The following is a 13483-nucleotide window of genomic DNA, read 5'->3' as shown; positions in this document are numbered from 1 at the left end:
GGGGTCAGGCCTGCTTGGCGTAGCGGCCGGCGTCGCCGGGCTTGAACGCGAGCAGGATCTCGGGTGGCGCCTTCGGCGGGGAAGGTCCGGCTCTTCTACCTCCACCCTGCGACCGGAACGAGGCCGTTGGCAGGCGCCAGCCGCCGTAGAGCGCCATGAGGCGCAGAGAGCGTTCCCTGCGCGGGCCACCGGAACCGGCGGCAGACCCAAACGGCTCCGGCAACCGGAAGGCTCCGCCCCGGTCAGCGACAGGATTTCCCGGGCCAGCCGGGGCGCGGCGTCCGCCGGAAGGGCGTCGGGGTGTGCGACGCGTTCGCGGAGATGCGGGGCACGGGCGTGCCGCGCCGCATCAGGACCGGCCACCCCCTCGGCGCAGGGTAGGCACATCGCGAAAACCCCATGGTGCCAGCCGTCGGCCGCAGGCGATGACCGGGCGATCGACGTAATCCTCAAGACCACCATCCGATGAGCATCGACCACCCTTGAATGATTGCTCACTAATTGATAGCTTGCTATCATTGGCTTGGTGAGATCGTCGGATGCGTTCCTTCGCGGCGGGCCGGACGGCGTGAAATGGCGGCCAAGACCCTGCACCAGCTTCGACTGGCCTACACCCACACCCTGCTGCTTTCGGGGCGTCAGTGGCGGCGGCTCGCCAATGCGACGACCGAGACACATGGCATTTCCGAAGCCAGGGCCCTGCCGCTGGTGCTGATCGCGCGCATGGGCGGCGAGCCGCGCCAGAACACCCTGGCGGACGCGCTCGGCATCGAGGGGCCGTCACTGGTGCGCCTCCTCGACCAGCTGGAAAAGTCCGGCCTCGTCGCCCGCCGGGAGGACCCCACCGACCGCCGTGCGAAGGTGCTGGTCCTCACGCCGGCCGGACAGGCGGTCGTCGCCCGGATCGAGGCGGACCTGGAGCGACTCCGGGAGGCGGTGTTCTCGAAGGTGAGCGCCGCCGATCTGGAAGCGGGCCTGCGGGTGTTCCGGGCCATCCAGGATCATGTCGGCAGTGACCACGAGCCCGAGGACGGCGAGGCCCGGGACGGCGAGGCCGCGGAATGACCCTTCCGGGCTGGCGCGACTGGGTCTTCTCGCTCAAGACCTTCGGGGCCGCCATGCTGGCCCTGTTCCTCGCGTTCTGGATCGACCTGCCGAACCCGTACTGGGCGCTCGGCACCGTCTACATCACCAGTCAGGTGCTCGCCGGCGCCACGCGCTCCAAGGCGCTCTACCGGGTGCTCGGCACCCTGCTCGGCGCTGCGGTCACGGTCGCGCTCGTGCCCAACCTCGTGAACGCTCCGGAACTCCTGACGCTGGCCATCGCGACCTGGGTCGCGACCTGCCTGTATTTCTCCCTGCTCGACCGGACCCCGCGCAGCTACCTGATGATGCTCGGCGGCTACACGGCGGCGCTGATCGGCTTCCCGTCCGTCGGCAACCCCGGTTCGATGTTCGACACCGCCGTGGCCCGGTCCGAGGAGATCACCCTCGGCATCCTCTGCGCCAGCCTCGTGAACACGGTGGTGCTGCCGCAGTCGGTGGCGCCGGTCATCTCCGGCCGGCTCGACCTGTGGCTGCAGGGCGCCCGGGGCTGGGTCGTCGACATCCTCGGCCGCACCCGCGCCGCGGCGGACACGCAGGCGACGCGGCTGAAGCTGGCTTCGGACGCCATTGCGTTCGACGCCCTGGCGACGCCCCTGCGCTACGACATGACCGGTGCCGAGCGCTCGGCCGACGCCATGGCGACCCTGCGCCAGCACATGCTGATGTTTCTGCCCATCGCCTCGGCGGTCTCGGACCGCATCGAGACGCTGCAGCGGGCGAACGCGCTGCCGGTGCGCCTGCGAGCCCTCCTCGACGACATGGCCGCCTGGCTCGCGTCCGGGACCACCGAACCGGCCGTGGCCGATCGCCTCAAGGCCGAAGCGGACGCCCTCGAACCGGGGCTCGGCGCGCGGCCGACATGGGATGCCCTCGTGCTGGCGAGCCTTCTCGCGCGCCTTCGCGACTTCATCGACCTGCGCAAGGATGCCCGCATCCTGCAGCAGCACATCGCCGACGGCACCCCTGCCACCGAGAATCTGACCTTCCGCTATACTGCCGCGGTACGGACGATCCGACACCGCGATCACGGCATGGCGCTGCTCTCGGCGATGGGCGTGTTCCTGACCATCCTGGTCACCTGCGCGATCTGGATCGCGACCGGATGGCCGAGCGGCTCGGCCGCTCCGATGATGGCGGCGGTCGGGTGCAGCTTCTTCGCCGCCCAAGACGATCCGGCACCGTTCATCGTCAGCTTCGCCAACTCGGCGATTCTCGGTGCCCTCGGGGCCGGGGCCTACCTGTTCGCAGTCCTGCCGCTCGCGACCACATTCGAGATGCTGGCCCTGGCCCTGGCACCGGCCCTGCTGACCTGCGGGGTGTTCATGGCCCAACCGAAGACTGCGCCCCTTGCGATGGGTGCGGCGGTCAACGGCTCGGCGATGATCGCCATCCAGGGCAGCTATACGGGCGACTTTGCGGCCTTCGCCAATTCTTCCGTCGCGGTCATCGTGGGGATGTGGGTGGCCGCCATCGTCACGCGCCTCGTGCGCTCGGTCGGCGCCGGCTGGTCGGCGCGACGTCTGCGGGCCATCAACCGCCGCAGCCTCGCCCGCGCCGCCCGACGCCAGGGGGCGCAGAACGGCCTTGAACTCGCGGCGCTGATGCTCGATCGGGTCGGCCTGATCGCGCCGCGTCTCGCCGCGCTCCCGTCCGAAGACGCGGAATGGACCGCCGACCTCCTCGCCGAGGTTCGCGTCGGCATCAACGTCGTGGAGGTGCGGCGCGACCGACGACGGCTGTCGCAGCCGGCGCGGGCAGCCGTCGAGGCGCTTCTCGGCGCGCTGGCGCGGCACTTCGAGGCCGAGCCGGGGACGCCCGCAGCCGAACTGCTCGGCTCCGTCGACGGGGCGCTCGACGCCGTCTCGGCTGACGCGCGACGGGCGCCGGGCCGGGCCGCGCTGATGGGCCTCGTCGGCATCCGGCGTGGGCTGTTCCCGGACGCGCCACCATACAGCCCGACCCTGCCCACCCTCACGCATCCGGAGTTCGCGTCATGACGGGGGAACTCGATCTCTACGGCGTGTTCGTGCCGAGCCTGGCGGCTTGGATGCTGCTCGCCTTCGCGGTCAGCCTGCCCCTGCGGTGGCTTCTCGCCCGGATCGGGTTCTACCACCTCGTCTGGCATCGGCCGCTGTTCGACCTCGCCCTCTATGTCGTCCTGCTGGGCGCCGTCGTCGCCATCGCCGTTCCGTTCGCCACGACGTGACGCCCATGTCCGTTCTCCCGCCCCGCCTGCGCCGCTCCGCTTGGCACCACCCGGCCTTCGCCATCGGCTCGCACGTCGTCCTGCTCGGCCTCGCCCTCCTCGTCATCGCCCGGCTCATCCCATGACACGGTTCCTCACCCTCTCGTTCCGCCTGCTCGTCACCCTCGCGATGGCCGCCGCCGCCGCCGTCGTCGGCCTGGCCCTGTGGGACTACTACATGGAGGCGCCCTGGACCCGGGACGGCCGCGTGCGGGCCGACGTGGTGGCGGTGGCGCCCGACGTGTCCGGCCTCGTCACCGAGGTCCTCGTGTCCGACAATCAAGTGGTGAAACGGGGCGACGTGCTGTTCCGCATCGACCCAGAACGTTTCGACTTGGCCCTGCGCCAGGCGGAAGCGATGGTCGCGGGCAAGCAGGCGACCGCCGAGCGCGCCGCCGCGGACGACGTCCGCTACCAGAAGCTCAGCGACGCCGCCGCGTCCCAGCAGCGGGTCGAGGCGGCCCGGGCGGCCGACCTGGAGGCCAAGGCGGCGTACGGGCAGGCGGTGGCCGACCGGGACCTCGCCAAGCTCAACCTCGACCGCTCCGCGGTGAAGGCTTCGGTGAACGGGCGCATCACCAACATGGAGTTGCGGCCCGGCAGCTACGTCACCACCGGGCGCGGGGTGATGGCGCTCATCGACAGCGATACCCTGCGGGTCGAGGGGTATTTCGAGGAGACCAAGCTCCCGCGCATCCATGTGGGCGACAAGGCCAGCGTCCGGCTGATGGGGGAGCGAAGCGACATCACCGGTCACGTCGAGAGCTTCGCGGGCGGCATTGAGGACCGCGAACGGACCGCCGGGTCCAACCTGCTGGCCAGCGTCAACCCGACCTTTGCCTGGGTCCGGCTGGCCCAGCGCATCCCGGTGCGGATCAAGCTGGATGGCGTGTCCGACGAGACCCGCCTGGTCTCGGGCCGCACCGCCACGGTCGCGGTCGAGCCGGGGGGCGAGACACCGCACTTCAGCCTGTTCGGGTCCTGAGGACGACGCTGCGCGCGCTGCTCGGCGGCGTCCCCCTTGATGCTCGATCGCTGGATCGTCGAGTGAACCCTGGCGTGGCTGGCCCGCTTCCGCCGACTGACCATCCGCTACGAGCGACGCGCCGACCTCCACCTCGCCTTCACAACGCTCGCCTGTGTCCTCATCTGCAGGACACAACTCAATCGGTTTTGTCCCTGACTCTTAGCGACGGCGGCTCTGCAAAGGTGCGGCGGTTTCTGAGTGGGCTGTAACAGTCACGCTATCGATCTTCTACGCGCAGCACCGGTCCGGCATCGTTCGCTTTGCGGACGGCGCAGGTCGGTAGAACGGAGGTGATAGCGGGCGGAGAAGCGTGATCAGGAAACTCTTCTCCACCGTATCTATGAGGCAAACCCTTATTGGCGTCGCCCGCAAAAGGAAAAGATCGTGGTCCCCTCCACGACCTTTCGTTTCAGACCTGCATCCGGTTCTTGCAGTGCAGGCGCCTGAGTTCGAAGGCCATGACCCTCGCCGGTCGGCCCGCGCGTGGTCCACCTAATCCTCACGTTCCGGGGCCGACCGACTTTCGGCTATCTATCAATACAAGATCGGACTTGATGACAGTCCTTCGCGCGTTAAAATACTTTTTAAGTTTCAGGAACGGTTTTTCTATGAATTTCCAAGACAGTGCCGCAAATATGACCGTTGAGAGAACGCTTAGAGACTCGATAATCAACAGTCGGACAAGGATAGGTTCGTTGAGGAGAGATGGCAGAACAAAATGAACGACCGCTTGCGATATTGGCCATCCATAGAGGTATATGCCGTAGGAAAGATCGCTGGTGACAATCTTATCAAACCACTCGAAGCTTCTAAATCCGACGTAAAGGGTACAATAGGCTAATGGGATAGCGCAAAGCGGACTGAGGATCCTGATTTGAATCATCGCGTAATAGATGATTCCGGCAGCCAAGAATCGTGGGAAAGATAAGACAATTTTATCTCCAATTATATAAAAACACGCACCCACGCAGAAAAGCAGAACGATAAATGGAGATACAAAGTGGGTTCTATCAAATCGAATCGGAAATAGCGTTTGATCGTAGGTATCGACTATAGTCCAAATCGAAATTGTTAGTGCGGTCCCAATAAGGAACAGGCGCGGCGAGATTTTCATCCCGATCGTGAGCGCGACAAGCATGATCGCATAGCACCAGAACTCTGGCGGCAATGTCCAAAGGTTGCCGTTAACGATTCCGGACCAGGGGTTGTCGACATAAACACCAGGAAGTGTATATGTCACAAATCCCAAGATGTTTCCAAAATATCTCAAAACTTGAGGATCGGAGAAATACGACGCTAACGGCAAGTTGGTGACGATGGGCCCCAGCACCAAGGCCGAGAGCGTTACCTCGACACTCAGTGCGGGAATAATGCGCAAAAGACGATTGGCAAAAAATATCCTAATGTCGGGATTCCGGAAGGCGCTTCCCGTCACGAGAAACCCGCTCAGCGCGAAAAACCCGCCGACGAGAGCATAAGTGAACGGTTCCCGGAGGGTGGCGAGATCGAAATTGCGTGGTACATATCCGCCGCCATTGCTGGTGACGAGGGCTGTCGCCCCACCGTCGCTTCCGAACGTAACCATATATCGGCAATGAAAAATAAGAATGATAAGCGCAAGTGCGTGTCGCAGGAAATGAAATCCTGGTCCCAATCCTTTGTTTGTCCGCATCGCCTCGGAAATAGTCATGGCATCTGGACCCCTTGACTCGTAAATACGCGCTCTGCAGCGATGCCAAAATCGAAGCCATGACTGGCTTCGATTTTGGTCTTGTTCATCCGCGGATATCTTCGATGGATTGTCTATGATCTGATTTTTTAGAAACAGTTATAAAGTTTAATTTTGATCTATATTCAAACTCTATCATATTCTTCTCTGACCTACCAGCAACGCATGTTGCTATACTTAGTGCGCCTTCTTTTCCAAAATGATCTAAATTTGGCAATATACCTTTGTCAATAGTTCATAGTCCAATAATTTGATTATAAGGCTATATATGGAACGGATGTCAAGTTCAGGGCCCCTGAAAGAAAGCGGGTTGGCTGACACGAAAAAGCGCTCGACAATCAGCGGCGCACCCTTCTGGTGAGAGGCGCGATAGCGATCCTGTCTCCCTATTCGATCGATCCACAGATGAAAATCGGTGCATTTTGCGTACTTATATGCTTAGGAGCACATATTTCTCATCATCGCCTTTTAGACTCCCGGGATACAAGGCCGCCTCAGCTTCTGCGGTACCATCTCAGGCGTGTTTAATGAGGCCGGTGCGGGATGTAGTCTACCGGTTGGATCGACGCGTGCGGGCTCATCTTCGAGGTGCTGGCGTTGTCTGGCCGCGGGCGGGCGCGCGTTGTTCGGCGGCTGTTAGAAGCCACATCGAAGCCGCGCGGCGCGATCTTCAGGCCGGTATAATTGTCGGGCATAATCCCTTCCCCCCCCTTTCCTCCTGTCAACGGGCGCCGAAGTCTCCGCAAAAGCGGGCTTTCAAAATCCCCATCCGGCGGGTTCGGTGGTGGTCGGTGATCAGCCGGCGATGTGATCGTGCGTTGCCTTTCTTGGTGGCCGCCCGCGGCGACGTGGAACCGGTGGCGGCGTGATGAGCGCCTTCGAGCGCACGTGCTCGGGGATGAGGTCGCCGTGCTGGCGCAGTCGGTAGCTCGCGCCCTCGATCTGAACGACGACGGCGTGGTGCAGCAGACGATCGAGCAGGGCCGTGGCCGCGACGGGATCGCCGAACACCTCACCCCATTCCGCAAAGCCGCGATTCGAGGTCAGGATCATTGCGCCCCGCTCGTAGCGCGCGTTGACGAGTTGGACGAACAGGTTGCCTCCACCCGGGACGACCGGCAGGTAGCCGATCTCGACCACGACCAGGGGCGAGGCACGGCCGAGATAGCGGATCCGCTCGCGCAACACGCCGTCGCGCTCGACCTTGGCCAGCGAGGCGATCAGATCGGCCATCGTCGAGAACACCACGCTGCGCCCGGCCTTCACCGCTTCGACGGCGAGCGTCGTGGAGAGATGGCTCTTGCCGGTGCCGGGCGGACCAAGGAGATGGACGACCTCGGCCCGGTCGATGAAGGTCAGCTCGGCAAGCGCCATGATCCGCTCCCGGTCGAGGGAGGGCTGGAAGGTGAAGTCGAAGCCGGCCAGCGTCTTGATCGTGGTCGGGCGGGCGACCAGCCCGGCGGTTCTCGCGCAGCGTGAGTTCCTCGGTCAGGATCTCGTCGGGGGCCGCGATGCCGTCGATCTCGCCCTGCTCGCTGCGTCGGACTGTGGCGTCGAGCACCTCCAGGGCCCGCGGCATGCGCAGGCCGACGAGGCTGTGCTTGATTCTGTCGAGGGTGGTGGTGGCATGGGAGGTGGCGCGGCTCACGACCGACTTCCGATCCCGGTGGCGAGCCGTTCGCCGATGGCCTGGTAGACAGCCAGCGAGCGCTGGGCGACGTGATCGCCACGACGGCCGATCGGCGGGCTGTCGGGATGGCCGTGTCGCATGGCCCGGGCAGCTCCTCCCTACCGATGGTCGGGATCGACGCGGTCTGTCGCCGACCCTCCAGGATCGCGTGGCTCACCACGAGCCGGCCGCTATCGAGGATGCGGATCGTGTCCGGCAACTGGTGCACTTCGACGACCCGCCGCGTCCGATCCGGCACGCTGTAGTAGTTGCCACCGATCGAGACGAAGCCGTCGTGACTGACGCGCCGTTCCAGCTTGAGCAAGGCGTCGAAGGGCACGGCGGGTAGCGGCTGCAGGTCGACCTGCTCGGCGGCGAAGGCCTCCGAGACGACCCGTTGCGTGGTGCCGTGCAGGCGGACGTTGGCGACGGTGTCGAACCAAGCTTGGAGCTGGGCGTTCAGATCGTCGAGGTCCCGGAACGAGCGGGCCAGGAAGAAGTCCTGACGGATGTAGGAAAAGGGTCGCTCGACCTTACCCTTCGTCTTGGCCCTGTAGGGCCGGCAGGCCCGTGGCAGGAAGCCATAATGCTTGGCCAGTGCCAGCAGCGAGCGATTGTAGACGATATGGCCGTCCGCCTCCTCGCCGGTAACGGCCGTCTTCATGCGGTCGTAGAGGATCTCGATCGGCACGCCGCCGATGGCGGCAAACGCCTGCATGTGACAGCGCAGCAGCGTCTGCAGGTACTGATGCAGGACGAAGCGCGCCTCGATGTGCCGGGAATGGCCGAGCACGAGCGAGAACAGCGAGACGATGCAGGCCGTGGTTGGCGCATCCGTAAGGGTGACGACGAAGCGGGCGAAGTCGACTTGAGCCTGCTGGCCGGGCGGCGTCTCGAACCGGACCTCGTACGGCTTGGCCTCGGGCGGCCGGATCCGCGGCGATGAACCGTTAAACGGCGGTGTAGGCCCCCGTGTAGCCGCGCTCGCGCAGCTCGCGGGTCAGGCGCACGGCGCTGAGATCGGGGAAGGCGGTGACGCGCTCGCGCAGGTCGGTGAGGTAGGGCGCGAGCTTGCTCGGGTGTCCGGCTTGGCGCGGGCCGTAGGTGGGTGGTTCGAGGCCGCGCTCGATGTACTTGCGGACGGTCTTCGGATCACGCCCGGTCCGGCGAGCGATGGCGGTGACCGACAGGCTCTGTCGGTGCAGATCGAGGATCATGAGGCGTTCTCCCAGCAGGACCATCCTCGTCGCTACCCACCGATACGCATCGGCGGGCATGGTGGCGGAGGATGAATAAGCCCGAGGGTGCAGGATGCCTTCTGCACCCTCGTGCCAGGGCACCGACCAGGGAATTTTCGATTTCCACAATCCGAGAGTATTCAACGCCCACTGACAACTCCCGGGCCCGGAACCGCTCGACTACACTTATGGTCCCGGGCGGATCGGAACGCGTCTTGCGGTGTTCGATATCGACTCGCACGCAGGCCGTTGCGAAAACAACGTCCTTAAAGCAGAGGCCGCAGTCGATCAGCATGTCAGTGACCTCGAACAGAGGACCGCCGAGCACGTCCACCCGGCAGATGACCGCTGAAGCAATAGTCCCGGCGTCGTCCCTGGCGGCGAGGCTCATGTCGAGAGGGAGACGCGATCGATGGCGACCTTAAGGTAGGGCCTTAGCGCGGCACGCGCCCGGTTCTGCAGCTTGGGGCAGTCGCGTCACGTCGACGAGGACGACGTCGGCTTCGTAAGCCTTGACAGCGCCTGCGGCTGGCCGAGATTTTCGGCGACCGACCGCCTTTTGTGGGCCTTGGCCTTGGGGGAACGATGGACCGCAGCCCGGTTGAGGCGATGCAGGCCGGAGCTGACCATGAAGGTCAGCTCATCCGGAGGCAGGCCGGTGGATCGACGGAGCGCACAGAGGGACGTGCTCCTCATCGCAGCCGCCCCGGGGACGCGTGTGGGTTCGCGCCGAGTGGTTCCCAAACTCAACCGGGCCGCGCGCGCCATTTGCGACGGATCGCCGCGGACACGCCGTGGCGCTTGGCCCGCATTCCGAAGCCTCTCGATCCGTCAGCGAGCGCGCTTCGCAGGGCGAGTTCATCGCAGGCAGAGTTTGAATGGCCGCGCCAGCCGACCCTCCTGACGCGCGACGGCGCAAAGCCGCAAGACGCCGCGCGCCGACGCCGATTCCTGGACGCATCACGCCCAAACACCGTTCCGCAATCGAATAGAAAACGTTTATGCATCAAATAACCCGGTCGACATTGTGTAAAGCGCCGTGATCAGAGGCAGTTCGCTTACAAAGCCAATCCTGAGCTGATAAACGCGACTCACGGTGGCAGAATGGGAATTTGATGTAGAGCAGGCCGCCGCACATGGCCCGGAGTCATCGGCAAACATGAAGATTTGCGTTATAATAGCAAGCAAAGGGCGACCTCATGAGCTATCTCAGTGGACCGATCTGCTCAATCTGCAAACGGTCGGCCCTTTTCAGGTGATCTATTCGGTCACGCAGGAAGTGGATTTACCTGAGCGAACGGCTTTGTTTCAGCCCAGTACAGTCGTTATGGGTCCAGCTGGTCTTCCACATCAACGCAATCGAGGATTGGAGGTCGTCGAACAGGGCGCCGATGTAATCGCTTTTTTTGATGACGATTACGTCCCGTCCCGATTCTGTCTGGAAGATATATCCAAATTTATGGAAAAAAATGTCGATGTTTCAGGAGCAAACGGCTGTCTGCTTGCAGACGGCATAAAAACACCCGGTGTCACGTTTGAAGAATCGATCGCACTGCTCGCCCAATATGAGGCGAGCCGGAGTCCTCTCTACGAGATCGAACAGGACCTCGTTGGACTGTATGGATGCAACATGGTGTTCCGAGCATCCGCAATCCAAGATATTCGTTTCGATGAAAAACTTCCTCTTTACGCTTGGCAGGAAGACATTGATTTTGCTGTGCGCGTCAATCGGAATGGAAGAATTGTAAAAACGAGTTGCTTTGTAGGCGTGCATCAGGGAACGAAATCTGCACGTGTTTCAGGAGTTGATTTTGGTTACGCACAAATAGCAAATCCATTATATCTGATAAGAAAAGGCACTATGCCTTTTATGTTTGGATTGAAATTAGCTCTCAAGAACGTTTTGAATAATCACATTATGATGGTAAATCCAGAGCCATGGATTGATCGAAGAGGACGAGCAGCGGGAAACTGGATTGCCCTCCGCGATATTGTCCTTGGAAAGTGCGCGCCGGGTCGCATTCTCGATCTGCGCCGTAATTTACGCCGCTCGTAGTGGACCGGCAGGCGCCGGAGGCGGTTGAACCAGGCGTGGGGGCCCGCTCGACGACCCAGCAATGGCGCCCGAGCCGCTCGCTGTTCTTGATGCCCTTGCGTGTTACGCGCGGCACGATCCCGCGGGCCCGGTACTCCCGGCGTCGAACCTTGGCATCGTAGTCCTTGTCGGCGTGCCGCGCGCATCGGTGACGCGATGGCGCTTCGAGCCCGGCTTGCCCCGGTCCGTCGGGTTCGGGCCGGTGACAGAACCGGCGCCATCAACCCTTCCAGCAGCCGTGGCTCATCTCGGACGATAGAATCTCCCAGGGCAGGTGTGAGCGCAGCACGAACAGGATGCCGGTCAACGCGACTCGGTTCCCGATTGGACGGCGCCCGCCCTTCGGCCGCGGCGGCGTCAGGAGCGAAGCGATCGCATCCCAGAGATCCTCAGCCCGAAGCGTGCGTGCCAGACCGAGCAACGCCCGCCCGTTGATCCGTGTCAGCTCTGTCAAACGCTCATTGTCGATTTCGCCTGCATCGAATTTACGACAGATATCGAGCACTCTAGATCGAGATGGCTACATAATCTACTTCCCGGGCGACTGAGATTTTTTATGCTCCGACCATTTTTCATCGATAAAGGCCTGCATCTGATGCCGAAAATTTAAAGCGGAAAATTTCTCGGCCTGCTCTCTGATCCGTGTCCGATCGAACTGGCCAGCTGAACCCTCGAAGCGGGCGATCGCGTCAATAATTGCCTCCGCGGTTTGAGTGTCGAAGTGAAGCCCTGTAGCTCCATCGACGACGGTCTCTCGCGCGCCGCCACGTCCATAGGCGATGACTGGTGCTCCGCATGCCTGAGCCTCAATTGGCGCGATACCGAAATCTTCCTCGGCGGCAAATAGAAATGCTTTGCATCGTTGCAAGTGATCGAGCAAGACGGATCCAGGCTGAAATCCGAGCAACGTTATATTAGGTGTTGCTATAGATTTAGCGTAGCGAAATTGAGGCCCATCCCCGATGACGATTAATTTCTTATCGGGCATCTTCGTAAAAGCCTCGACAATCAGCTCGACCTTCTTGTAAGGGACCATGCGAGACGCAGTCATATAAAAATTCTCTCTCGGTATATCCTTATCTGAGAAATAAACTGTATCGACATTCGGGTAGATAACATCTGATGTTCGACGATAAGTCTTCCAAATACGCTGCCCTATATATTTTGAGCAGGCCACAAAATAATCGACGTTATTTACAGTCCTAAGATCCCAAATCCTAAGCTTATGCAAAAAATACCCAGCGAGAACTCGACGAACGGGCCCAAACCCTGAATCCCGCAGATACTGATGATACAAATCCCAAGCGTATCGTACCGGCGTATAGCAATAACAGATATGCAGCTGACTTGGAGTGGTAATAACGCCCTTCGCCACGGCATGGCTGCTTGAGATAATGACGTCATAACCAGTTAAATCATGATTTTCTGCGGCGAATGGCATAAGCGGCAGCAACAATTTATAAAATCTCTTTGAAAACGGGATTCTTTGCAAAAAGGATGTTTGTATTTTTGCGCCATTGAAATTCTTTTCGTCTTTATCGGACAGAAAATTTACCAGACAATAAATATCGGCTTCCGGGAAAATTTTCGTCAACTCAGCTAAGACCTTATCGGATCCAGCATACGTTGTTAGCCATTCGTGAACTAAAGCTACTCTCATTAAGCGAACCTCTCAGGAATACTAGCATCCGGCGCTGAGAATCTCATGTCGGGCTTTGACCCGATAGCTCTCGCTCGCCACATAAACGGGATTATTACCACGGTCATATGTGTTTCATGCAAGCAAAAGCGACATATAGGGAGACAACGCACTAGTTGTGATTGCAGCTCTATATCATCATCTCTTAGGAAAGCCATACGTACTTACACGTGATGAGTATTCTCGATAAAAGCTGATTGTCATACGCGTCTAGCAAGGCGTCGATCCCATCACAACGCGGTCAATCAATCAAAAGGTGCAACTTCGCAAAAAAACTACTCAAAAAATTAGGCCAGGTTTGAAAATATTACCAATCGTACAACCGGTCGAAATTGAAGATTGGCTGATGGCGTTATGCTTATATTACGCCGAAGAGCGATTCATTCGTTAGACTCAACTAGATTAGCAGTAAATCGCTTCCGTGAAAATTCGATAACATATTTCAAATTGAAAGCCCAATGATATAATCGGGCAGCTGCCTCCAAGAAAGATTTCTTCTAGAGCCGTTCCCGCTTACGTAGCGACGGCCAAGCCTTTGTCGTAGCCGGCGGCGTCGAGGCAGTTGCGGCCCTCGTCTGGCGTGAAGCGGGTGAAGGCCTGCCGGATGGCCTCCCGGAGGTCGGGTACGGTGCGGGTGGCTGCGGTCCGCAGCAGCGCTTTCAGCTTGGCGAAGA

General features: G+C 61.0%; 8 protein-coding genes and 5 pseudogenes. 6 read left to right on the top strand and 7 right to left on the bottom strand.

The features are described 5' to 3' along the window. Positions 1-4: 4 nt before the first annotated feature. A complete protein-coding gene (locus tag MKK75_RS07275; protein ID WP_244041936.1) occupies positions 5-157 on the bottom strand; it encodes a hypothetical protein in 153 nt (50 codons plus the stop codon). A gap of 416 nt (positions 158-573) precedes the next feature. On the opposite strand from MKK75_RS07275, the gene MKK75_RS07270 reads away from it, so the two are divergent. The 5 genes and pseudogenes from MKK75_RS07270 to MKK75_RS07250 all read left to right on the top strand — a co-directional run. After that, the gene (locus MKK75_RS07270; RefSeq protein ID WP_244041935.1) at positions 574-1065 is read left to right on the top strand and encodes a MarR family winged helix-turn-helix transcriptional regulator; all 492 of its coding nucleotides are present in this window, start codon (positions 574-576) and stop codon (positions 1063-1065) included. Further along, positions 1062-3104 carry an FUSC family protein gene (locus MKK75_RS07265; protein WP_244041934.1) on the top strand — a complete coding sequence of 681 codons (2043 nt, stop codon included), beginning with the start codon at positions 1062-1064 and terminating at the stop codon, positions 3102-3104. Before MKK75_RS07270 ends, MKK75_RS07265 begins: the two co-directional genes overlap by 4 nt. After that, entirely contained in the window at positions 3101-3313 is a 213-nt protein-coding gene (locus tag MKK75_RS07260) for a DUF1656 domain-containing protein (RefSeq protein ID WP_244041933.1), read from the top strand. The genes MKK75_RS07265 and MKK75_RS07260 overlap by 4 nt, the downstream gene beginning before the upstream one ends. Positions 3314-3434: 121 nt before the next feature. Continuing rightward, on the top strand, positions 3435-4337 hold the full coding sequence (locus tag MKK75_RS07255) for an HlyD family secretion protein (protein WP_244041932.1): 903 nt from the start codon (positions 3435-3437) through the stop codon (positions 4335-4337). 48 nt (positions 4338-4385) lie between these two features. Further along, a pseudogene (locus MKK75_RS07250) lies at positions 4386-4535 on the top strand (transposase); the annotation flags it as partial. A gap of 343 nt (positions 4536-4878) precedes the next feature. Here MKK75_RS07250 and MKK75_RS07245 read toward each other — a convergent pair. From MKK75_RS07245 to istA, 3 genes and pseudogenes are all read right to left on the bottom strand, one after another. Beyond that, positions 4879-6069, bottom strand: coding sequence for an acyltransferase family protein (locus MKK75_RS07245; protein ID WP_244041931.1), 1191 nt, complete (start codon positions 6067-6069; stop codon positions 4879-4881). Positions 6070-6903: 834 nt separating this feature from the next. Next, a pseudogene (gene istB, locus MKK75_RS07240) lies at positions 6904-7687 on the bottom strand (IS21-like element helper ATPase IstB). A gap of 65 nt (positions 7688-7752) precedes the next feature. Then, a pseudogene (gene istA, locus MKK75_RS07235) lies at positions 7753-9018 on the bottom strand (IS21 family transposase). Between the two features lie 1093 nt (positions 9019-10111). On the opposite strand from istA, the gene MKK75_RS07230 reads away from it, so the two are divergent. Then, positions 10112-11071, top strand: a complete 960-nt coding sequence (locus tag MKK75_RS07230) for a glycosyltransferase family 2 protein (protein WP_244041930.1) — start codon at positions 10112-10114, stop codon at positions 11069-11071. Here the strand turns inward: MKK75_RS07230 and MKK75_RS07225 are convergent. From MKK75_RS07225 to MKK75_RS07215, 3 genes and pseudogenes are all read right to left on the bottom strand, one after another. Then, positions 11059-11522: pseudogene (locus MKK75_RS07225) on the bottom strand (IS5/IS1182 family transposase); the annotation flags it as partial. The gene MKK75_RS07230 and the pseudogene MKK75_RS07225 overlap by 13 nt on opposite strands. Positions 11523-11639: 117 nt before the next feature. Further along, positions 11640-12704: a glycosyltransferase gene (locus tag MKK75_RS07220; protein WP_244041929.1), complete on the bottom strand. Its 1065-nt coding sequence runs from the start codon at positions 12702-12704 to the stop codon at positions 11640-11642. A 618-nt stretch (positions 12705-13322) separates the two neighbouring features. Further along, a pseudogene (locus MKK75_RS07215) lies at positions 13323-13483 on the bottom strand (IS630 family transposase); the annotation flags it as partial.

It is taken from the genome of Methylobacterium sp. J-030, assembly GCF_022829545.1.
Classification (GTDB): domain Bacteria; phylum Pseudomonadota; class Alphaproteobacteria; order Rhizobiales; family Beijerinckiaceae; genus Methylobacterium.
This window is presented reverse-complemented; position numbering and strand designations above follow the sequence as displayed.

What these genes read in the sequence shown, in the direction of transcription:
- MKK75_RS07260 (WP_244041933.1), top strand. Translation starts at nt 3,101, where the DNA reads ATGACGGGGGAACTCGATCTCTACGGCGTGTTCGTGCCGAGCCTGGCG.
- MKK75_RS07270 (WP_244041935.1), top strand. Translation starts at nt 574, where the DNA reads ATGGCGGCCAAGACCCTGCACCAGCTTCGACTGGCCTACACCCACACC.
- MKK75_RS07265 (WP_244041934.1), top strand. Translation starts at nt 1,062, where the DNA reads ATGACCCTTCCGGGCTGGCGCGACTGGGTCTTCTCGCTCAAGACCTTC.
- MKK75_RS07245 (WP_244041931.1), bottom strand. Translation starts at nt 6,069, where the DNA reads ATGACTATTTCCGAGGCGATGCGGACAAACAAAGGATTGGGACCAGGA.
- MKK75_RS07255 (WP_244041932.1), top strand. Translation starts at nt 3,435, where the DNA reads ATGACACGGTTCCTCACCCTCTCGTTCCGCCTGCTCGTCACCCTCGCG.
- MKK75_RS07275 (WP_244041936.1), bottom strand. Translation starts at nt 157, where the DNA reads ATGGCGCTCTACGGCGGCTGGCGCCTGCCAACGGCCTCGTTCCGGTCG.